The 20799-nt window shown below is 70.5% G+C and carries 22 protein-coding genes; 9 read left to right on the forward strand and 13 right to left on the reverse strand.

Annotated elements, in window-relative coordinates:
* Window positions 1–86: 86 nt before the first annotated feature.
* The 3 genes from FNH21_RS02480 to FNH21_RS02490 all read left to right on the forward strand — a co-directional run bounded on the left by FNH21_RS02480 (window position 87) and on the right by FNH21_RS02490 (window position 4557).
* The gene (locus FNH21_RS02480) at window positions 87–1571 is read left to right on the forward strand and encodes an RNB domain-containing ribonuclease (RefSeq protein ID WP_338403127.1); all 1485 of its coding nucleotides are present in this window, start codon (window positions 87–89) and stop codon (window positions 1569–1571) included.
* 298 nt (window positions 1572–1869) lie between these two features.
* Window positions 1870–3669, forward strand: coding sequence for a DEAD/DEAH box helicase (locus FNH21_RS02485; protein WP_191931542.1), 1800 nt, complete (start codon window positions 1870–1872; stop codon window positions 3667–3669).
* A 6-nt stretch (window positions 3670–3675) separates the two neighbouring features.
* On the forward strand, window positions 3676–4557 hold the full coding sequence (locus FNH21_RS02490) for a DNA methyltransferase (protein ID WP_191931543.1): 882 nt from the start codon (window positions 3676–3678) through the stop codon (window positions 4555–4557).
* A gap of 20 nt (window positions 4558–4577) precedes the next feature.
* On the opposite strand, the gene FNH21_RS02495 is transcribed toward FNH21_RS02490, so the two are convergent.
* From FNH21_RS02495 to FNH21_RS02510, 4 genes are read right to left on the reverse strand one after another with little or no spacing between them, the layout of a single operon-like run.
* A complete protein-coding gene (locus FNH21_RS02495; RefSeq protein WP_191931544.1) occupies window positions 4578–5420 on the reverse strand; it encodes a PHP domain-containing protein in 843 nt (280 codons plus the stop codon).
* Window positions 5417–6058 (reverse strand): alcohol dehydrogenase catalytic domain-containing protein, encoded by a 642-nt coding sequence (locus FNH21_RS02500; protein WP_191931545.1) that lies wholly within the window; start codon window positions 6056–6058, stop codon window positions 5417–5419. Before FNH21_RS02500 ends, FNH21_RS02495 begins: the two co-directional genes overlap by 4 nt.
* On the reverse strand, window positions 6055–6507 hold the full coding sequence (locus tag FNH21_RS02505; protein ID WP_152812068.1) for a MarR family winged helix-turn-helix transcriptional regulator: 453 nt from the start codon (window positions 6505–6507) through the stop codon (window positions 6055–6057). Before FNH21_RS02505 ends, FNH21_RS02500 begins: the two co-directional genes overlap by 4 nt.
* On the reverse strand, window positions 6504–7139 hold the full coding sequence (locus FNH21_RS02510; RefSeq protein ID WP_152812070.1) for an NAD(P)-dependent oxidoreductase: 636 nt from the start codon (window positions 7137–7139) through the stop codon (window positions 6504–6506). The genes FNH21_RS02505 and FNH21_RS02510 overlap by 4 nt, the downstream gene beginning before the upstream one ends.
* 116 nt (window positions 7140–7255) lie before the next feature.
* Between FNH21_RS02510 and FNH21_RS02515 the strand changes: the two genes are divergently transcribed.
* Window positions 7256–8836, forward strand: coding sequence for an aminopeptidase P family protein (locus tag FNH21_RS02515; protein WP_152812072.1), 1581 nt, complete (start codon window positions 7256–7258; stop codon window positions 8834–8836).
* A gap of 110 nt (window positions 8837–8946) precedes the next feature.
* On the opposite strand, the gene FNH21_RS02520 is transcribed toward FNH21_RS02515, so the two are convergent.
* Entirely contained in the window at window positions 8947–9873 is a 927-nt protein-coding gene (locus FNH21_RS02520) for a YflT domain-containing protein (RefSeq protein ID WP_191931546.1), read from the reverse strand.
* A 172-nt stretch (window positions 9874–10045) separates the two neighbouring features.
* On the opposite strand from FNH21_RS02520, the gene FNH21_RS02525 reads away from it, so the two are divergent.
* From FNH21_RS02525 to FNH21_RS02535, 3 genes are read left to right on the forward strand one after another with little or no spacing between them, the layout of a single operon-like run.
* Window positions 10046–11329, forward strand: coding sequence for a magnesium transporter MgtE N-terminal domain-containing protein (locus tag FNH21_RS02525; protein ID WP_191931547.1), 1284 nt, complete (start codon window positions 10046–10048; stop codon window positions 11327–11329).
* Between the two features lie 4 nt (window positions 11330–11333).
* Window positions 11334–11921, forward strand: coding sequence for a DUF1003 domain-containing protein (locus FNH21_RS02530; RefSeq protein ID WP_241742852.1), 588 nt, complete (start codon window positions 11334–11336; stop codon window positions 11919–11921).
* Window positions 11918–13060 (forward strand): Mrp/NBP35 family ATP-binding protein, encoded by a 1143-nt coding sequence (locus FNH21_RS02535; RefSeq protein WP_338403129.1) that lies wholly within the window; start codon window positions 11918–11920, stop codon window positions 13058–13060. Before FNH21_RS02530 ends, FNH21_RS02535 begins: the two co-directional genes overlap by 4 nt.
* A 15-nt stretch (window positions 13061–13075) precedes the next feature.
* On the opposite strand, the gene FNH21_RS02540 is transcribed toward FNH21_RS02535, so the two are convergent.
* The 3 genes from FNH21_RS02540 to sigE all read right to left on the reverse strand — a co-directional run bounded on the left by FNH21_RS02540 (window position 13076) and on the right by sigE (window position 15265).
* Window positions 13076–13492: a twin-arginine translocase TatA/TatE family subunit gene (locus FNH21_RS02540; RefSeq protein ID WP_191931548.1), complete on the reverse strand. Its 417-nt coding sequence runs from the start codon at window positions 13490–13492 to the stop codon at window positions 13076–13078.
* Between the two features lie 133 nt (window positions 13493–13625).
* The gene (locus FNH21_RS02545) at window positions 13626–14612 is read right to left on the reverse strand and encodes a zf-HC2 domain-containing protein (RefSeq protein WP_152812075.1); all 987 of its coding nucleotides are present in this window, start codon (window positions 14610–14612) and stop codon (window positions 13626–13628) included.
* Between the two features lie 5 nt (window positions 14613–14617).
* Window positions 14618–15265 carry an RNA polymerase sigma factor SigE gene (gene sigE / locus FNH21_RS02550; RefSeq protein ID WP_422108735.1) on the reverse strand — a complete coding sequence of 216 codons (648 nt, stop codon included), beginning with the start codon at window positions 15263–15265 and terminating at the stop codon, window positions 14618–14620.
* A 316-nt stretch (window positions 15266–15581) separates the two neighbouring features.
* Here sigE and FNH21_RS02555 point away from each other — a divergent pair, with 316 nt between their 5' ends.
* A complete protein-coding gene (locus FNH21_RS02555; protein WP_152812077.1) occupies window positions 15582–16220 on the forward strand; it encodes an O-methyltransferase in 639 nt (212 codons plus the stop codon).
* Window positions 16221–16255: 35 nt separating this feature from the next.
* Here the strand turns inward: FNH21_RS02555 and FNH21_RS02560 are convergent, their stop codons facing one another.
* From FNH21_RS02560 to FNH21_RS02580, 5 genes are all read right to left on the reverse strand, one after another.
* Window positions 16256–16423, reverse strand: a complete 168-nt coding sequence (locus FNH21_RS02560; RefSeq protein WP_082471292.1) for a DUF3117 domain-containing protein — start codon at window positions 16421–16423, stop codon at window positions 16256–16258.
* Window positions 16424–16587: 164 nt separating this feature from the next.
* Window positions 16588–17853, reverse strand: a complete 1266-nt coding sequence (locus FNH21_RS02565) for a hypothetical protein (RefSeq protein ID WP_194718414.1) — start codon at window positions 17851–17853, stop codon at window positions 16588–16590.
* The gene (locus FNH21_RS02570) at window positions 17850–18488 is read right to left on the reverse strand and encodes a DNA-3-methyladenine glycosylase I (protein ID WP_191931549.1); all 639 of its coding nucleotides are present in this window, start codon (window positions 18486–18488) and stop codon (window positions 17850–17852) included. Before FNH21_RS02570 ends, FNH21_RS02565 begins: the two co-directional genes overlap by 4 nt.
* Window positions 18485–18958: a DivIVA domain-containing protein gene (locus FNH21_RS17370; RefSeq protein ID WP_338403130.1), complete on the reverse strand. Its 474-nt coding sequence runs from the start codon at window positions 18956–18958 to the stop codon at window positions 18485–18487. Before FNH21_RS17370 ends, FNH21_RS02570 begins: the two co-directional genes overlap by 4 nt.
* 35 nt (window positions 18959–18993) lie before the next feature.
* Complete coding sequence (locus tag FNH21_RS02580; protein ID WP_152812079.1) at window positions 18994–19857, reverse strand: LOG family protein; 864 nt, start codon at window positions 19855–19857, stop codon at window positions 18994–18996.
* Between the two features lie 117 nt (window positions 19858–19974).
* On the opposite strand from FNH21_RS02580, the gene FNH21_RS02585 reads away from it, so the two are divergent.
* The gene (locus FNH21_RS02585) at window positions 19975–20751 is read left to right on the forward strand and encodes an amino acid ABC transporter ATP-binding protein (protein WP_152812081.1); all 777 of its coding nucleotides are present in this window, start codon (window positions 19975–19977) and stop codon (window positions 20749–20751) included.
* Window positions 20752–20799 lie beyond the last annotated feature (48 nt).

Here is a 20799-nt window from a genome sequence, read left to right on the forward strand (position 1 = left end):
GCGCCCCCGGCCGCACCGGACCGGCCCATGGCGCCACCGGGCCGTGCTCGCACCGGATGTCTGTGACGTGCATTACCCTGAGCCCTGTGCCAGCACAGCATATGGACCTGAGGGACCGGGAGTCCCAGCAGCGCCTCACCGAGTCGCTGCGACTCCTGCGCGAGGAACTCGACATCAGGGAGGACTTCCCGGCCGACGTGCTGCGGGAGGCGGAGGAGGCGGTCGCCGCGCACCGCCTGCCGGGTACAGACCTCCGCGACCTCCCGTTCCTGACCATCGATCCGCCGGGGTCCACCGACCTCGACCAGGCCGTCCACCTGGCCCGCCTCCCGGAGCCCGCGGGCGGGTTCGAGGTCTGGTACGCCATCGCGGACGTCCCGCTGTTCGTTGCTCCGGGCGGCGCGATCGACGCCGAGGCACGGCTGCGCGGACAGACGATGTACGCTCCGGACGGCCGTATCTCGCTGCATCCCGAGGTCATCTCCGAGGACGCCGCGAGTCTCCTGCCCGAGGAGGACCGGCCCGCCTTCGTCTGGCACTTCCGGCTGGACGCGGCCGCCGTCGTCCGATCGGTGACGGTCGAGCGGGCCGTGGTGCGCAGCCGCCGCCAGCTCACCTATGCGGAGGTCCAGGCGGACGTGGACGCCGGCAGGGCGGACGCGCAGCTCGAGCTCCTGCAGGAGATCGGCCTGCTCCGCATCCAGCAGGAACTCGACCGCGGCGGAGCCAGCCTCAACCTCCCCCGCCAGGAGATCATCCACGACGGCGGGAGCTACAGCATCCTCACCGAGCCGGCACTCCCCTGCGAGGACTGGAACGCCCAGATCTCGCTCATGACGGGCATGGCGGCCGCGCGCATGATGATCGACGGCGGCATCGGCGTCCTGCGCACCATGCCCGAGCCCGACGACGGCGCGCTCGGCAAGTTCCGGCGGCAGTCGGAGGCGCTCGATCACCCGTGGCCCGAGGACCTCCCCTACGGTGCGTTCCTCCGCACGCTGGACGTGACCGATCCCCGCCAGCTGGCCCTCATGCACGCCGCGGCCTCGCTCTTCCGCGGCGCCGGCTACACGGCCTTCGACGGCGCGGTCCCCGAGGCCGTCGTCCAGTCCGCCATCGCCGCCCCGTACGCGCACACCACCGCTCCCCTGCGCCGGCTCGTCGACCGCTTCGTCCTCGTGATCTGCGCATCGCTCTGCGCGGGCGAGGAGGTGCCTGCGTGGGTGCGGGACGCCCTTCCTCACCTCAACGCGCTCATGGCGTCGTCCAACCAGACGGCGTCACGCCTCGACTCCGGAGCCATGGACGCTGTGCAGGCCGCGCTGCTGAGCAACCGCATCGGCGAGGCGTTCTCCGCCGTCGTCCTGCAGGGCTCCCCGCCCGCCGTGGCGGACGCACCCGGGAAGCAGGCACCGCGTCTCTCGGGTACGGTCCAGGTCACCGAGCCGCCGCTGGAGGCGAAGTGCTACGGGGAACTGGTGGCGGGAGAGCGCGTGACCGTGGTGCTGCTCGAGGCGGACATCGCCCGCCGGCGCCTCCGCTTCGAGGTCAAACCCACTGACGCACGGTGACCCCCGCATCCGGCACGGCGTGCACGCGCGGGCGATGACACGCTCCCGGGGGCGGGCAGGGTAGGCTTGGAGCGTAGTAATGGATGCCCGGTCGTTATCCCTCTTCGATAACCCGCAGTACCTACTCGATCCCGAGTTTTCCCGCAGGCGCAGGTCTCCCTCCGCAGCCCGCACGCAGTTGCAAGCCCGCGATCGGCTTCCACTGGACGCCCTGCGCCCGCCGATACGCTCCGCACCGGATGGATTCCACCCGGGCGTCGAGCCTCAGCGGCCGTACGGCCTGAATGAACGGTAGAACGTGCACAACACAGATCACGACACGAACAGTTCCCCCGCGGCCGACGCCCACCACCTCGTCGCCGACAATTCCGAGGACGCCATCGACGTCGAGGATACGCTGGTCACCACCGAGGAGCCCCACGCTCCCGTCGTGGAGACCTTCGCGGACTTCAACGTCCGCCCGGACATCGTGGAATCCCTCGCGGATGCGGGCATCATCCACCCCTTCCCCATCCAGGCGATGACCCTGTCCATCGCGCTCGGCGGACACGACATCATCGGGCAGGCCAAGACCGGAACCGGCAAGACGCTCGGCTTCGGCATCCCGGCGATCCAGCGTGTCGTCGGGCCCGACGATGCCGGCTACGAGAAGCTGCCCGTCCCCGGCGCACCGCAGGCCCTCGTCGTCGTCCCCACGCGTGAACTCGCCGTGCAGGTGGCCGGTGACCTCACGACGGCGGCGAAGAAGCGCAACGCGCGCATCGTCACCATCTACGGCGGGCGTGCCTACGAGCCGCAGATCGAGGCCATCAAGAAGGGCGTCGAGATCGTGGTCGGGACCCCTGGCCGCCTGATCGACCTCTACCGGCAGAAGCTCCTGGTCCTGAAGAACGTCAAGATCGTGGTGCTGGACGAGGCCGACGAGATGCTGGACCTCGGGTTCCTGCCCGACGTCGAGACCCTCATCGCCGCGACGCCGCCGGTTCGCCAGACACTCCTCTTCTCCGCGACCATGCCCGGCCCCGTCATTGCGATGGCGCGCCGCTACATGACGCAGCCCACGCACATCCGGGCAGCGGACCCCGAGGACGAGGGCATCACCAAGAAGGACATCCGGCAGGTCATCTACCGGGCTCACAACCTCGACAAGGCCGAGGTCGTGGCCCGGATCCTCCAATCCCGCAACCGCGGCCGGACCATCATCTTCTGCAAGACCAAGCGCACCGCGGCGAAGCTCTCCGAGGAGCTCATCGACCGCGGCTTCGCGGCCGGCGCCATCCACGGCGACCTCGGCCAGGGAGCGCGCGAGCAGGCCCTGCGCGCCTTCCGTGGGGACAAGATCGACGTGCTGGTCGCGACCGAGGTCGCAGCCCGCGGCATCGACGTCGAGGACATCACGCACGTCATCAACTACCAGTGCCCCGAGGACGAGAAGGCCTACCTGCACCGCGTGGGCCGCACGGGCCGTGCCGGCAAGAAGGGCACCGCCGTTACGTTCGTCGACTGGGACGACGTGCCCCGCTGGGGCCTGATCAACAAGGCGCTCGGCCTCGACGCGCCCGAACCGGTCGAGACCTACTCGTCGTCGCCGCACCTGTACACCGATCTGGACATCCCCGAGGGCACCAAGGGGCGGCTGCCCCGCAAGGACCGCAAGCTCGCCGGGATCAACGCCGAGACCCTCGAGGACCTCGGCGAGACCGGCAAGCGTGGCGGCGGGCGCTCGGACGGCGCCGGTGGCGCGGGCGGCCGGGGTCAGGGCCGCGACGGCGGGCGGGGCGGCCAAGGCCGCGACGGCGCAGCAGGCGGACAGAGAAGCGATGCCGCAGCAGGCGGACAGCAGCGCGAGTCCGGCAGGGGCTCGCGAGGCCGCGGCCGTGGCGGCCGCGGGGCGGACAGCAATGGTCCCGCCGATGCGACGTCCTCCGCTGCAGCACCGGCCGGGTCCGGGGCAGCCGACTCCGAGGGCGGACGCCGCCGTCGGACCGCCGACGCCACGTCCGGCGAGACGGCTGCGGGCGACCGCCCCCGCCGGAGCCGCACACGTCGCCGCAACGGCGAGGTCGTCGGGAACCCTGCCGGCGGCTCGGAGGACTAGTCCTCGGTGACGGAACTTCCTGCGCCGTCCGCGTCTCCCGTGTGGAGCGCGGACGGCGCCAATCTCGTGGTCCACGCCGACAACGCGCAGTACCTGCCCACCCTGCCCGATGCGTCGTTCAGCATGATCTACGTCGACCCGCCGTTCAACACCGGCCGCGCGCAGCGACGGCAGCAGACGTCGATGCTGCGGGCGGCCCCGGGGTCGGGCGATCGCGTGGGCTTCAAGGGACAGTCCTACTCGACCGTGAAGGGCATCCTCGCAAGCTACGACGACGCGTTCGAGGACTACTGGGACTTCCTCGCCCCTCGGCTCGCCGAGGCCTGGCGGCTGCTCGCCGATGACGGCACGCTCTACGTGCACCTCGACTACCGGGAGGTGCACTACGCCAAGGTGATGCTGGATGCCCTCTTCGGGCGTGACTGCTTCCTCAACGAGATCATCTGGGCCTACGACTACGGCGCGCGGGCGAAGCGGAAATGGCCCGCGAAGCACGACAACATCCTCGTGTACGTGAAGGACCCGGCCGGGTACCACTTCAGCAGCGACGAGGTGGACCGGGAACCCTACATGGCCCCTGGACTCGTGACGGCGGAGAAGGCGGCGCTCGGCAAGCTGCCCACCGACGTGTGGTGGCACACCATCGTGTCCCCGACCGGCCGGGAGAAGACCGGCTATCCCACGCAGAAGCCCGAGGGGCTGCTGCGCCGTGCCGTCGCCGCGAGCAGCCGCGAGGGCGACTGGGTCCTGGACTTCTTCGCAGGGTCCGGGACCCTGGGTGCCGTGGCCGGCAAGCTCGGCCGGCGCTTCGTCTGTGTCGACAGCAACCCGCAGGCCGTCGAGATCATGGAGACGCGCCTCGCCCCCTGGATCGGATCAGCGCCTTAGCCGACCCACCGGAACCCCGGTCAGCCGACCCGGGTCCCGGTGGCCAGACCGATGATCGCTTCGAGGGTCTCCGCGCTCGTCACGTTCTCGCCGAGCAGGTTCGGCTTGCCGGTGCCGTGGTAGTCGCTGGAGCCGGTCACGAGCAGGCCGTTGTCGCGGGCGATGCGCCGCAGCTCGACGCGGGCGCCCTCCGGGTTGTCCCGGTGCTCCACCTCGAGGCCCAGGAGCCCGGCATCGATCATCTCGTCGATGACGGCGCCGCCCACCACGGCCCCGCGGTTGAACGCGGACGGATGTGCGAAGACCGGGACGCCGCCCGCCTCGCGGATGAGGGCGACGGCGGCTGCCGGGTGCGGTGCATAGTGGCTGACCCAGTACGGCGACCGTGCGGTCAGGATGCGCTCGAAGGCCTCGGATCGGCTCGTCACGATCCCGAGCGCGATCAGTGCATCGGCGATGTGCGGGCGTCCCACGGTTGCGCCCTCGGTCACGTGCTCCTGCACCAGCTCCCAGGTGATCGGGTAGTCCTCGGACATGAGCTCGACCATGTGGCGGGCCCTCGTGAGGCGTGCGTGCCGCGACTTCGCGATCTCCTCTCCCAGCCCGCCGTGCAGCGGATCGTGCAGGTAGGACAGGACGTGCACGCTGATGCCGGTGTCCGTGCGGCAGGAGACCTCCATGCCCGGGACGAAGGTGATCCCCAGGGCGCCGGCCGCGGTGCGTGCCCTGCTCCATCCCGCAGTCGAGTCGTGGTCGGTCAGCGCGACGGCGTCGAGGCCGGCGGTCACGGCGGAGGCGATCAGGACATCGGGGTCCTCGGTGCCGTCCGAGACGTTGGAGTGCGTGTGCAGGTCGATTCTCACCGGGTCCAATCTACGCGCCGGGAGGGGCGTCTCCTGTCTGCTCCGCGGCGGTGTTCGGCGATGAGCAGGACGAGCTTCCCCGCGACATGCCCCTCCTCGCTCCTGCGGTGAGCGACGGCCGTCACCTCGCAGCCGAGCGCGACGGCGATCTGCACCGCCATGGTGCCGACACCGCCCGACGCACCGTACACGAGCACCCGCTGCCCCGCCGTGGCCCGCGCCCTGTCACGCAGTGCCTGCAGGGCCGTGATGCCGGTGACGGGGAGGCCGGCCGCGGCGATGAGGCCCCCTCGCGTCGGGGCGATCCCGCACTGGGCGGCCGGCAGCACGGCGAGCTCCGCGTAGAGCCCGGATTGACGGGGCGAGGCCATCACGACGACGTCGTCGCCCTCTGCCAGGCCGTCCACCGCGGGACCCACGGCGACGACGGTCCCGGCGCCGTCACAGCCCGGGACGAAGGGCAGGCCGAGGCGCAGGACACGGCGGAGATGGCCGGCGCGCAGGTGGGTGTCGGCCGGGTTGACGCTCGCTGCCACCACGCGGACGAGCACCTCACCCCGTCCGGGGACCGGCGGAGGGAACTCGAGGAGGGCCAGCTCGTCCGGTCCGCCGTACCGGCGGAAGCCCGCCGCCCTCACCGCGCGGCGCGTACGGCCGGCCGAACGAGGGAGAGCAGCCGCCGGAGTTCGCCCACCTCGTCGTCGGACAGGTCGTCGAAGCGGGGGGCGACGGCCGCGATCCAGTCCTGCTGGAACGCATCGACCTCCTCCCGGGCGACGTCGGTGAGAGCCACGATGCGGGCTCGCGCGTCCGCGGGGTCGACGTCGACCGTGACGAGGCCGGCAACCCTCAGGGCGTCCACGTGCTGACTGACGGCTCCACTGGTCACATCGAGAGCTGCCGCGAGCGCACCGACGCCGATGCCCGCCGAGCGCGACACCTGGTAGAGGAGGTTCATCTGTGCGCGCCCCAGGCGGCGATCTCGGAACGGATACGTACCGGCGGCGGCGAGGTCCCGGGTCAGCGCGGAGATCGCGTCGATGGCTTCGGCGAGGACGGCGTCACGTCCGGGCCGCGCGTGGGTCATGTGCTGACCAGCGGGAGCTGGTGGAGGAACGAGCGGTCGTTGACCTGCGCGAGGAGGAACTCGGCGAGGTCCGCGCGCCCCACCGCGGTGCTGGCGTCCACCCCCACCCACCCGACGCGGTAGTGCCCCGTGTAGGGCGTGTCCTTGAATCTCGGTCCGCGGACGACCGTCCAGTCCAGACCGCTCTCCCTGAGCACGGCGAGATGATTCCGGGCGTCGGCCAGGACCTGCGGCGCCAGGAGCTTCAGGAGCACACGGATGACGCGGTCGGCGAGCTTGGGGCGGTCGTGCTCGGGGTCGGGTAGCCCGCCACCCGACAGGGAGACGATCCGCCGTACCCCGTACCTCGCCATGGCCCGGGTGATGTTCCGGGTGCCCTCGGTCTGTAGCGACGGAGGAGAGCCCTTGACCTGACCGAAGACACTGATGACGGCCTCGCTCCCCTCGACGACGCGCGCAACCGCGTCCGGATCCAGGACGTCCCCCTGCACCACGCTGACCCCGGGACCCCGGGGTGGAACGGACGCGGGCGTGCGGGCGAGAAGGCGGACGGTGTGTCCGGCCGCCAGCGCCCGCTCGACGACGAGGCGCCCCGTCCTGCCGGAGCCGCCGAAGATCGCGATCGTTGTCATGGAGTCTCCTGAGCCTACGAGTCGGTATCGGTGTCATTGCCGGTATTTACTTTAGCGGCTAAACTATGTTGTGGCCAGACTTTCCTGCTGCGCCGCCCCGGTGAGACGATGACGGGATGAGCACCGACGACACCGCGCCCGCGGGCCTGAATCCCACCGACTCCCCCGAGGGCCAGCCCCTCTCCGATCGCAACGAGAACCGCTCGCAGCGGCCTGATTCCGACGCCTTCAAGGCCTTCATGGCCGGCGACTGGGCCCGGTCCTCGGAGGAGCTGCCGCCCGAGGCGCCCGTCGCCGCGCACGCCGCCCGACGCCGTCGTGCCATCTCGGACCGCTTCCCCGGCGAGCGCCTGGTGATCCCGGCCGGCCCCTTCAAGGTCCGCTCGAACGACACCGACTACCGGTACCGCCCCCACTCCGGGTTCGCCCACCTGACGGGCCTCGGCCTCGACCACGAGCCGGACGCCGTCCTCGTCCTCGAGCCCGTCGATCCCGGGACGGGCGACGACGGCGGCCACCACGTCGCCACGCTGTACTTCCGCGAACTGGCGGGCCGGGACAGCGCGGAGTTCTACGCCAACGCCCGGTACGGCGAGTTCTGGATCGGCCAGCGGCTGTCCATGGCGCAGATCAGGGCGCAGCTCGCCCTCGAGACCGCGGACCTCGGCGACCTCGAGGTCGCGATCACCAAGGACGCCGGTGTGGTCGAGATCGGCGGCACCGGGATCCGCCTGCTCAGGGAGGTCGACCTCAACGCCGACGCCCTCGTGGACACCTCCCGCATCAACACCGGGGTGGACCTGGAGAAGGCCGATGCCCTGGACGCCGTGCTCGCCGAGGCCCTGTCCGAGCTGCGGCTCATCAAGGACGCCTGGGAGATCGAGCAGATGGAGGCCGCGGTCGCGGCGACCGTCAGCGGATTCCACGAGGTGGTGCGCTCCCTCCCCCGCGCCATCAGCCATCCCCGCGGCGAGCGCGTCGTGGAGGGCGCCTTCTTCACCCGGGCCCGCGAGGAGGGCAACGACCTCGGCTACGACACCATCGCGGCCTCCGGCAACAATGCGACCACCCTCCACTGGATCCGCAACACCGGACAGGTGAAGGCGGGAGAGCTCCTGCTCCTCGACGCCGGCGTCGAAGCGGAGAGCCTGTACACCGCAGACATCACCCGGACCCTTCCCGTCAACGGCCGGTACTCCGACGTCCAGCGGAAGGTCTACCAGGCGGTGCTCGACGCGGCGGACGCAGGCTTCGCCGCAGCACAGCCCGGCCGGAAGTTCCGTGAGATCCACCTCGCCGCCGTCACGGTCCTCGCCGAGAACCTCGCCGCCTGGGGACTGCTGCCGGTCACGCTCGAGGAAGCGCTCGCCGATGAGGGCCAGCACCACCGACGGTGGATGCCGCACGGCACCAGCCACCACCTCGGCATGGACGTGCACGACTGCGCCCAGGCGAAGCGGGAACTGTACCTGGACGGCGTGCTGACCGAGGGCATGGTGTTCACGATCGAGCCCGGCCTGTACTTCAAGGACGAGGATCTCGCCGTGCCCGAGGAGTACCGGGGCATCGGCGTGCGGATCGAGGACGACATCCTGATGACAGCCGACGGGCCGGTCAACCTGAGTGCCGCCCTCCCGCGGAAGCCCGAGGACGTGGAGGACTGGATGACCGGGATCTGGGGCCCTTCCGGGGAGTAGTCGCGGGGCCCGGCGCAGGGGGAACAAAAAGGCAGGGACCGCGGGGTCCCTGCCTTATTTGTTCCTTCGCGTCGATCGACGCAGACTCGTCGGCGTCGATCGACCCTCGGCTAGCGCGGTCCGCCGACGGCCGAGGAACCGGAGCCGCCCGGACCGTCGCCGTCCCCGGGCGCCTGCGCGCCCTGCTGGTGCGCTTCCGGTCCCTGGGTGCCGGCGACGGAACGATCGGCGCCGGCCTGCGTCCCGTCGGGGACGGGCGTCGCAGGTCCGGCCGGATCCTCGACCCGGACCCCGTACTGGGGGCGGCCGTCGGGCAGGTCCGGGAACTGTCCACGCCGCGGTCCGGTGGTTCCGGGTCCTGCCGTCGAGTCCGCCGCCGGACCCTCGACGTCCGTGGGCTGTGCCTGTCCGGGCTGCTGCTGGGGCTGCTGGGTAGGGAACGGATCGCTCCAGGAGGCTGGCCGCTCAGGCGCCTGTCCCTGCTGGGGCGGCTGCTGCCCCTGGCCCCACGCCACCGGGTTGGTGCCGGGATGCTGGGCCTGTCCGTTCATGGGCAACTGCTGCAGCAACCGGCGAGCCTCACCGGCGAGGCTCGGCTCGACCAGGAGGTCGTAGCTCGTCGCGACCACCTGGCTCGTCGAGGTGAAGTCCCGCTTGCCGCGCTGGAACGCGTAGGTGATGACGCCGAAGAGCAGCCAGAAGATGGCACCGAGGAGGATCGAGGACGGCACCGTGCTGACCATGACGCTGTTCGCGAACAGGCTCAGGATCAGGCCGACGAACAGTCCGAACCAGGCGCCGGACAGCGCACTGCTCAGGGCGACGCGGGGGTAGCTGAGGCGCCCCGTGACCCGCTCCACGGCCTTCAGGTCGTTGCCCACGATGGCGACGCGCTGCACGGCGAACTTGTTGTCGGCGAGGTAGTCCACGGCCTTCTGCGCATCGAGGTAGCTGGTGTACCGCCCGATCGTCTCGCCGGTGGGCAGCACGCGGCCCAGGTCGCGGGAGGCAGTTGTTCCGAGAGGTGGTGTCGACATGCTCCCCATTCTTGCGTACCACCGCCGTCCATGGGTGCCGTATCGCCGGGAGTGAACTGGCAGTTCGCCCGGTGTCCGCCGTCCGCCCGCCCCGAACGCGCCGCCCACCAGTCCGGGCGTCGCACGGCCGCAGGATGCCGCCCGGTTGTGTGCCGCCCGATAGCCTAGAGCGGTGACTACCAACCCGACCCGCGTCTTCGTCGCCCGGCTCCTCGGCCTCGACGTCTTCGACCCCCTTGGTGACCGCCTCGGGCGTCTCCGCGACGCCGTGGTGCTCGACCGCGGTCCGGGCAAGCCGCCCCAGGCGATCGGCCTCGTCGTCGAGGTGCCCGGGAAGAAACGCGTCTTCGTACCCATGACGCGGATCACCTCCATGGATCCGTCGCAGATCATCTGCACCGGCCTGGTCAATCTGCGCCGGTTCGAGCAGCGCGGGGCGGAGATGCTCGTGGTCGCGGAGCTGTTCGACCGCCGGCTGACACTGCGCGACGGCAGCGGGAACGCGGTCGTCGAGGACGTCGCGATGGAGCGCAACCGCGCGGGTGACTGGCACGTGTCGCAGCTCTTCGTCCGACGCGGCGGTTCGACCTCCGCACTGCGTGGTCTGCGGCGGGGCGGTGAGCGCATCATCATCGACTGGCTCGACGCCTTCCACGGTGCCACCGACGAGCCCCAGGGGGCCACGCAGTTCGTCGCCCAGCACGACGACCTGAAAGCGGCCGACTTCGCCGACGCCCTGCACGAGATGAACGACAAGCGCCGCATCGAGGTTGCCGGGGAGCTGCAGGACGACCGCCTCGCCGACGTCCTCCAGGAACTGCCCGACGACGACCAGGTGCAGATCCTGACCTCGCTCACCCGGGAGCGGGCGGCCGACGTCCTCGAGGAGATGGACCCGGACGACGCCGCCGACCTCCTCAACGAGCTGCCCGAGGCCCAGAAGGAGGAGCTCCTCCAGCTCATGGAGCCCGAGGACGCCGAGGACGTGCGCCGCCTGCTCGAGTACGAGGAGGACACCGCCGGGTCCCTCATGACGACGGTCCCGGTCATCCTGCCGCCGGAAGCCACCGTGGCGGAGGCCCTGGCACACGTCCGCCGCGAGGAGCTGACGCCCGCCCTCGCCTCCTCCATCTTCGTCTGCCGTCCACCGCTCGAGACGCCGACGGGCCGCTACCTGGGTGTCGTGCACATCCAGCAGCTCCTCCGCTTCCCCCCGCCCGAGCCGCTGGGGAACATCATCGACACCGATCTCGAGGCGGTGGGCGACCAGGCGGACGTCAGCGAGGTATCGCGCATCCTCGCGACCTACAACCTGAACTCGCTGCCGGTCGTCAACACCGAGGGGCGCCTCGTCGGCGCGGTGACGGTCGACGACGTCCTCGACCATCTGCTCCCGGACGACTGGCGGGCACAGGACGATGCACCGGAACCGAAACGGGGTGGCCGCCGTGGCTGAGAAGATGAGGTCCAACTCCCGGGGGCTGGACACGCCGAAGGAGACGCGGAAGCGGTTCCTCAACCGCCCGCGACCGAACCCCGACCGGTTCGGCAGCGCGACGGAGAATTTCGCGCGGTTCATGGGCACACCGCAGTTCCTGCTCTACATGACGGTGTTCTGCATCATCTGGCTGTGCTGGAACACGTTCGGGCCGGCGGGCCTCCGGTTCGACAGCGCGGCCCTGGGCTTCACGGCGCTCACCCTCATGCTGTCCCTCCAGGCCTCCTACGCCGCTCCCCTGCTGCTGCTCGCCCAGAACCGGCAGGACGACCGCGACCGCGTCTCCCTGCGGCAGGACCGGCAACGGGCGGAACGCAACCTCTCGGACACCGAGTACCTCACCCGCGAGATCGCGGAACTGCGCATCGCCCTGCGGGAGGTCGCCACGCGCGACTACGTCCGGTCGGAGCTGCGGTCGGTCCTCGAGGAACTGCTCGAGACGACGGATGGCCAGGAGCTGACCCTCCACAAACGCAAGCCGCGGAAGCCCCCGGAGAACACCGTGGCCATGCCCAAGGTCCAGCCGGCCGGGAGGAAGCCCGTCCGGTGAGCAGTGACCTTCCCGTCGGCGGGCCCTCGGAGGACGCGGTCCACGCTGCCCTCGGCACGGTGATCGATCCGGAACTGCGCCGCCCCATCACCGAACTGGGCATGCTCGACGCCGTGTCCGTCGAGGATGCGACGGTGCGCATCCGCGTCCTGCTCACCATCGCCGGGTGCCCGCTGCGCGACACGATCGTGCAGGACGCCGAGGCGGCACTGTCCGCCGTGCCCGGCGTCGGGCGGGTCGAGGTCGATCTCGGCGTGATGGACCAGGAGCAGCGCGACGCCCTCAAGGAACGGCTGAAGGGCGCCGGCGGACGCCGGGGCATCCCTTTCAACGATCCCGGCTCACTGACGCGGGTCTACGCCGTCGCGAGCGGCAAGGGCGGCGTCGGCAAATCCAGCGTCACCGTCAACCTGGCCGTCGCGATGGCCGCACAGGGGCTCCGCGTGGGCATCGTCGACGCCGACGTGTACGGATTCTCCGTGCCGGCACTCATGGGTATCACCCGGCAGCCCACCCGCGTGGACGAGCTCATCCTGCCTCCGGTCGCCCATGACGTGAAGGTCATCTCGATCGGCATGTTCGTCGAGGGGAACCAGCCGATCTCGTGGCGAGGGCCCATGCTGCACCGTGCGCTCGAGCAGTTCCTGACGGACGTGTACTTCGGCGACCTGGACGTCCTGTTCCTCGACCTCCCGCCGGGCACGGGCGATATCGCGATCTCGGTGGCCCAGCTCCTGCCGACCTCGGAACTGCTCGTCGTGACCACTCCGCAGGGCGCCGCAGCGGACGTGGCGGAACGCGCGGGGGCCATGGCGGCGCAGACCGGCCAGGGGGTGGCGGGGGTGATCGAGAACATGTCGTGGCTCGAACTGCCCGACGGCACCCGGCTCGATCTCTTCGGGAGCGGCGGCGGCGAGGCGGTGGCCGGCCGCCTGACGGCGACGCTCGGGACCGACATCCCCCTGCTCGGCAGCATTCCCTTGGATGTCGCCCTGCGCCGGGGTGGGGACGACGGCGTCCCGCTGGTCCTCGACCACCTGTCGTCCAGGGCGGGCACGGAACTCGTGCGGATCGCGGGCGCCCTGGCCCGCCGGCCCCGCGGGCTCGACGGACTGAGGCTGAACGTCACGCCCCGGTAGGGGTGCCCGCAGGGCTCAGGTCGCCTCGAGATCGTAGGGGGCGGCCTGTCCTGCTTCGAGGCGCGGCCCGATGGGGACCGTCACGGCAGGTCGCGGAGAAGCGAGTGCCGCGGCACCGGGCGCGGCGGCGGCGACAGGCTTCGGTGCCCCCTCGCTGACCGGCTTGAAGACGTCCTCGATGTCGTCGAGGAGGGCTTCCTTGATGATGCGCCGCGGGTCGTACTGGCGGGGATCGAGCTTGCGCCAGTCGACCTCGTCGAGCTCCGGTCCCACTTCCTCCCGGAGCTGCTCGCGTGCTCCGGTGGCCATGCGGCGGAGACCCTTCACGAGCCGAGCGAGCTGGGCGGCGTACTCCGGAAGGCGCTCCGGGCCGAGCACCACGACGGCGATGATCGCCAGGACCACGAGTTCGAGGCCGTTGATTCCCAACACCTGAAAAGACTACCTTCCCGGCCGGAGGCCCATCACCGTCACGGGTCTCCGCGCGGTGGGACCCCGTCATGAATCACCGAACGTTCACCGGCCCGTCATGCCCGTGTCACCCGGTTCGGCCGGAGGACCGCTGCTAGCTGGAGCTTCCCCCGGGGTGCGTGATCATCGACAGTCCCCGGACGATGCGCTCCATCATCGAATCCTCCTGGCGGGGTGGAGTCACGGCCAGCTGGGCGTGCTCCGTCGTCACGAGCTGACTCAGCGTCTGCGGCATGGCGGCGGCGGGCATCGAGGACACCACGGTGTACGTGACCGTCGGGGAGTCAAGCACCACCTGCCACGGCTCGCCCGAGCGCACCCACAGATCGCGGTCGGCACCGCCGACGTGCTCGAAGCCGTCGGCCGTGACCACGCGCCCCGTCACGGCGCTGAACGGGGCGGCCGCGCTCCCGCCCTCGTCGCCGACCTTCCTCTGTTCGTAGACCGTGACGGTGGAGCCGTCGTTCTCGAGGGTGAGCTCGAGCGTGGGCCTGCCGTCCACCGTGATCCCCTCGGCGCTGCTGAGCGTGAACCCGAGGGATTCGAGCTCCGGGCAGTACCAGCCCCCGGCACGGAGGGTGTCCAGCTGCTCGGCGTCGAGGGTCGTCGGGGTGCGCGGGGCCACCGACTCCCAGCCTGCACGGAGTGCCGTGGAGCCGTCGGCCGCCTCGACCGTCGTGGAGGCTGCCTCGGATCCGACGATATAGGCGCTGCCGAGGATCGCCCCGGCCACGACGACGGTCCCGCCGGCTGCGGCGACGGCGGTGCGACGGCGTCGGTGGTGTTCGGTCCGCTCGTGATGGTCACGGACGAAGGCTGCGCTGGATCCTGCCCGTTCCTCCCGCCGCTGGAACCGTGGCGGAGCCTCGGCCGCGACGGCGGGGGCCAGGAGCCGCCGCTGGAACTCCGGGTCGGGCGCAGGCCGGTGCAGGCCGAGCAGGGCACTCTTCAGCGCACGGAGCCTGGATACGCTTGCTGCGCACGAGGGGCAGCGCGCGACGTGGCGCTCGACGCCGATCCGGCGTCGGTCCGGCAGTTCGCCGTCCACGAGGTCCTGCAGGAGGCGACGGGGATGAAGCACCGTCCCTAGCCCAGACCGGCGATCCGCGGGACACCCAGGGCGGTACCGCTTCCTCCGGTAGGTCGCGGATCGCGGTGGGCAAGCTTCTCGCGGAGCATGGTGCGGCCGCGGTGGATACGCGAGCGGACGGTACCGAGCTTGACCCCCAGCACCTGCGCCACCTCGTCGTACGCCAGTCCCTCGAGGTCGCACAGGACGACGGCGGCACGGAAATCCGGTGGGAGCTCCTCGAGCGCCGACTGCACATCGATGTCGAGGTTGTTGAACTCGAAGCTGCGCTCGGGCCCGGGGTGCTTGCTGGGGAGACGACTTTCGGCCTCCTCCGTCAGGCCGTCGAACCGGATGCGGGTCTTGCGCCGCGCCTGGTCGAGGAAGAGATTGGTGGTGATGCGGTGCAGCCAGCCGTCGAGCGTGCCCGGCTTGAAGTTCGCGAGGGACCGGAAGACCCGCACGAAGACCTCCTGCGTGAGGTCCTCGGCGTCGAAGCGGTTACCGGTCAGGCGGTAGGCCAGGCGGTAGACCTTGGGCGAGTAGTTGGTGACCACTTCCTCCCAGGAGGGTGCCACCCATGGATTGCCGTGTTCATCGAGGATGGGATCGTCCGCCACTGCGGACCTACCAACGGGCTGTGCCGCCTTCACGCTGGACATCATCTACCCCTTTTCGCCGCGTATCCCGATCGGGCCACCACGCCGGTGCCCGTGCAGCAGGCGGTGGTATCAGGGATTCGGGACCGTGCTCGCGCCGGATGTCCCGAGTCAGAAGTCTTTCGCACCAAGCTGGGAGGTAGCTGGCAGGCCGGCGCGTGTTGCTTCCCGGTATCGGTGCCACCGTCGGTTACCCTCCGCCTCAGGGCCGACGGTCCGGAACGAACGCCCGCATGGAAGTGCGAGCAGCCCAGCCAGTAGTGTTGGGGCGGGGCTCCGGCCTCCGACAGTCCCCCCTAATCCCATCACAGAACGGATGCCCATGGCCGCCGACAAACACAGCAGCTGGTCCTACACGGAAGGGCTTCCCGACGAGGACGACATCCTGCTTCGTGCCCGCGATAGGTCCCACGAGCTGGGCGTCGCCCCGGTGACACCCGCGGTCGGCGCTGCCCTGACCGTGCTCGCGGCGGCCTCCAAGGCGACGACGGCGGTCGAGGTCGGCGCGGGTGCCGGCGTGTCGGGGGTCTGCCTCCTGCGGGGGCTCGGACGGAGCGCCGTGCTGACCACGATCGATTCCGACGTCGATCACCTCCGGGCGGCGAGGGAGGCCTTCGCGGAAGCGGGCATCCCCTCCAACCGGACGCGCACCATCTCGGGCCGTGCCGCGGACGTCCTGCCCCGGCTGACGGACCGCGCCTACGACCTCGTCTTCATCGATGCCGACAAGGCGGGACTCCCGGTGTACGTGGAGCAGGCGATCCGCCTGTTGAAGGATGGCGGCATCCTCATCGTCAACGACGCCCTCGACCAGGACCGCGTGGCGGAACCCGCCGTCCGCGAGCAGTCGACCAACACGCTGCGGCAGGTGGGCCGGATGGTCCGCGACGACGATTCGCTCGTCTCGGCACTCCTCCCGACCGGCACGGGACTCCTCCTCGCCGTCAAGCAGAAGGCCTGACGGCGACGAGGCTCCGGCGGAGGGGCAAAGCGGTGTCAACCGGTGACGGTGAGCAGGCAGTCCTTGAGGTTGCCTGCCTCTTCCGCATTGAGTTCCACGACCAGGCGTCCGCCGCCGTCGATGGGTACCCGCATGATGAGGCTGCGCCCCTCCTTGGTGACTTCCATCGGTCCATCGCCGGTACGCGGTTTCATGGCAGCCATAGGGGTGTCCCTTTCAACAGGGCGCAACCGCGGTCAGCGGCAGCGCGACAGTAAACGGTGCTCCGTCCCGTCGACCCGGTGAGAGGCCCGGCGGTGCACGTCATCCCCTTCATTATTCAGCACAAGCCCTGCTCCTGCTAATTCAGGTGCGGCGTGGATCACACTCAGGGTGGATAATCCCCGTTCGATCCCGTGGGAGTCCAGCCCCACAGCCAGTCGACCCAGAGGAACTGCAGGACCACCGAGAGGGGCAGGAGCACCGGGAGGACCCTGCCCCTCTGCAGCGACGCCGCTGCGAGGGCGAGGGGGAAGAGCGGCACGAGGATGCGCCAGGTGCTGGACTGCGGGTCCCAGAAAGCCGCAAGGTACAGCAGGTAGGCGGCGCACCACGCATTCAGGACCAGCCCGAGCGACCGGACCGAGCGCGCGAGGAACAGTCCGGCCCCGCCGAGGAGGAGCGCCAGGACCACGAGGGACGCGGCTGCCGGACCGATGAGGACCGCCGGGTTCTCGAACCACGGGAGGAAGGGTGTGAGCGCCTCGCCACGCCACGCCGTCTCGGTGGCGACGTAGGCGTCACGCCGACCCGTCGCCATCCAGGCGATGAGGGGCCAGGCGACGGCGGAGAGCGACGCGACGACACCGAGCAGCAGCAGGGGCAGGATCCGGCCGGCCGATTCCCGCCGGAGCACCGGATCCGCCCCCGCGCGGCGCCAGGTCCACACCTCGTGGAGGAACACGATGCCGAGGGCCAGCGCGAACGGCACTCCGGCCGGACGGGACAGGCACATGAGGACGACGACGGGCATCGCCGCGTAGTACCGGTGCGCCGACACGAGGTGCAGCGCGGACGCGAGGAGCAGCAGGTGCAGGGATTCGGCGTAGGGGATCTGCAGGATCGGCGAGACCGGAGCGAGACACACGACCGTGACACCCGCGAGCGCGGTGCGGTGACCGGCCCGCTGCCGGAACAGCCGATAGATCACGAGGGCCGCGCCCGCAGCGGCGAGCCACGCGACCAGCGGGGCGAGGACCCCCCAGCCGAGGCCCGTGACGACGTCGAGGCTGCGGACGATGCCCGGATACAGGGGGTAGAAGGCCCACTGGTTGTGCGTGACGGTGCCGAACAGGTCCGTGGGCAGGTCCGTCGGATAGCCCTCGCGGAAGATGCGCTCGTACCACCCGCTGTCCCAGTAGTTGATGAAGGTGCCGTAGGCGGGTGCGGGCCCGGACCAGGGGCTCACCCCCTGGCGGGAGGCAGCGAGAAGGAGGATGCCCGTGCTGACGAGGCGCCCGACGACGAAGATCACGAGCACCTGGACGGACCAGTGCCCGAGGAGCCGGGGCACGACGGTCCGGCGCCCGCTCTGTGCGACCGGCTCGGGGCCCGCCCTCGTCGCGGTGCCGGTCCGTGCGCGGCTGCTGCTCACGGGAGGCGCGCCCCCGTGGCCGCACTGCTCCCCGGCGTGATCGCGGGGGCGGCGTCGGACGGTGCATCGCGCACCCAGCAGTCCTGGAGGTGGTCGTCGACGTAGCCCGTGGCCTGCAGCATGGCATAGGCCGTCGTCGGACCCACGAACCGGAAGCCCAGACCACGGAGCGCGCGGGCGAGGGCGGTACTCTCCGGTGAGATGGCCGGGACGTCCGCGAGGGTGGCCGGAGCGGCGACCTGTGCAGGGCGGTGGGCGGCGAGGACCGAGCCGAGCGTCGTCCCCGCGGGCAGGGCGAGGAGCGCACGGGCGTTCGAGATGGTCGCCTCGATCTTCTGGCGGTTCCGGACGATGCCCGGGTCGGCGAGGAGCCTCTCAATGTCCGCCTCGCCGAAGGCGGACACGGTGCGGGGCTCGAACCCGGCGAACGCGGAGCGGAAGGCCTCGCGCTTCCGCAGGATGGTGATCCAGCTGAGGCCGGACTGGAACGCCTCGAGGCTCAGTCGCTCGAAGAGTGCCGTCTCGCCCGTGACCGGCCGCCCCCACTCGAGGTCGTGGTACCGCTCGTACTCCGCACTGGATACGGCCCAGCCGCAGCGCGGGCGACCGTCCGACCCCGGCACCGCCCCGCTCACCGGCGTCCGTCCCGTCCGGCGAGTTCGGCCCGCAGTGCCCTGATCGTGGCGTCCCTGGCCTCGAGCGCGGTCGAGAGACGATCGAGGACCTCGTCCACCTGGTCCATCCGGTACCCGCGCAGGCCCAGTCCGAACCGCACGGCATCGACGTCGGACCCCGAGGGATCATCGGGCAGCAGGACCGGCGGCAGGCTCGCGACCGGCTCGACCAGGCCGAGTCCGTCTCCCCGTCCCGACCGGTCCTCGTCGCCGCCGGGTGTCAGGACCCCGCTGTCGTCGTGGCCCGTCGAGGTTCCCGCCGGATGCCGCTCGGCCGCGTCGTCGGGCCCGTCCGCGGCGCGGCGCCGGGCCGACGGTATCCCTCGCCGGGCGCCCCGGGACCGCAGCACCGCCGGCACCTCGCGACCGGACGCGAGGAGCGCCGTAGCACCCACCAGCACGATGGCGAGGATCACCAGGAAGATAGTCACACGGCAATGGTGCCAGAGGCGCGCATGCGCGAAGCTCAGGAAGCGCCGGGGTGACCGGCGGACGCCGCCACGATCCGGACGGCCTCCTCCGCCGTGTCCACGAGTTGGAGGAGGGACAGATCCTTCTCCGAGATGGTCCCCTCCGTGAGCAGGGTGCCCTCGATCCAGTCGAGCAGCGGCCGCCAGTAGTCGACGCCGATCAGGACGATCGGGAAGGACGTCACCTTGCGCGTCTGGACCAGCGTCATGGCCTCGAACAGCTCGTCGAGCGTCCCGAAGCCGCCGGGCAGGACGACGAAGCCGCTGGCGTACTTGACGAACATCGTCTTGCGGGCGAAGAAGTACCGGAAGTTGATGCCGAGGTCCACCCACTCGTTCATGCCCTGCTCGAAGGGCAGTTCGATGCCGAGCCCCACGGACACTCCCCCGGCCTCGCACGCACCCTTGTTCGCCGCTTCCATGGCACCCGGTCCGCCGCCGGTGATGACCGCGTAGCCGGCCTCGACCAGACGCCGCCCCACCTCCTCCCCGATACCGTAGAAGGAGGAGTCGCGGGTCGTCCGGGCGGAGCCGAAGACGCTGATGGCCGGGCCGAGGTCGGCCAGGGTGCCGAATCCCTCGACGAATTCGCTCTGGATCCGCAGGACCCGCCACGGGTCCGTCCGCGTGAAGGCGCCGGAATCCGGCGCGTCGAGCAGGGAGTTGTCGGACTGCGGTCCGGTCGCCTGTCCGCGGCGCAGCTCCACCGATCCCCGGCGGCGCGTGGCCTCTGGCGACGCGGCAGGATGTGCTTCGCCGGACGCGCGGGTAGGCCCCGCCACGGGCGGATCCACGACGTCGTCCTCCCCTGCCGGGGGCCACGCGTCACTGGATACCGAAGGGTGCTGGGAAGGAGACATTTCCCTAGGCTAACCAACGAGCGGCACACGCTGCGGATTTGGTTGCTCTTGAATCACAATCGGTGCCGCCGGGCTGCTCCGTATTGCTGAGGAGGAATAGTTCGCTACATTTCTCCCATGACAAGTGAAGCGCAACCGTCTACGCCTGCGTCCTCGACACGTCCCCTCGTCTCCCTCCGCAAGGTCAACAAGCATTTCGGCGACCTGCACGTGCTCAGGGACATCGACCTGGACGTCGCGCGCGGTGAGGTCGTGGTGGTGATCGGCCCCTCGGGCTCCGGCAAGTCGACGCTGTGCCGGGCGATCAACCGCCTGGAGACCATCGACGACGGCGAGATCACCATCGACGGCAAGGTGCTCCCGGCGGAGGGCAAGGAACTCGCGAAGCTGCGCGCCGACGTCGGCATGGTGTTCCAGTCCTTCAACCTGTTCGCGCACAAGTCGATCCTCGAGAACGTCACCCTCGGCCCCGTCAAGGTCAAGGGCATGAAGCCCGGTCCTGCCAAGGATCTCGCCATGTCCCTGCTCAAGCGCGTCGGCGTCGACAACCAGGCCCAGAAGCTGCCCGCGCAACTGTCCGGCGGCCAGCAGCAGCGCGTGGCTATCGCCCGCGCACTCGCCATGCAGCCCAAGGTGATGCTGTTCGACGAGCCGACCTCCGCCCTCGACCCGGAGATGATCAACGAGGTCCTCGACGCGATGGTCGCCCTCGCCAAGGAGGGCATGACGATGATCGTCGTCACGCACGAGATGGGCTTCGCCCGGCGGGCCGCCGACCGCGTGATCTTCATGGCCGACGGACAGATCATGGAGCAGGCGACCCCGGAGGAGTTCTTCACCAACCCCAGGAGCGAGCGCGCCAAGGACTTCCTCGGCAAGATCCTCTCCCACTGATCCCCCACATCACCACTCGCACCCAAGGCCTTCCGGGGCCGCAACACA

The organism is Arthrobacter bussei, from assembly GCF_009377195.2.
In the GTDB taxonomy this organism is placed as follows: domain Bacteria; phylum Actinomycetota; class Actinomycetes; order Actinomycetales; family Micrococcaceae; genus Arthrobacter_D; species Arthrobacter_D bussei.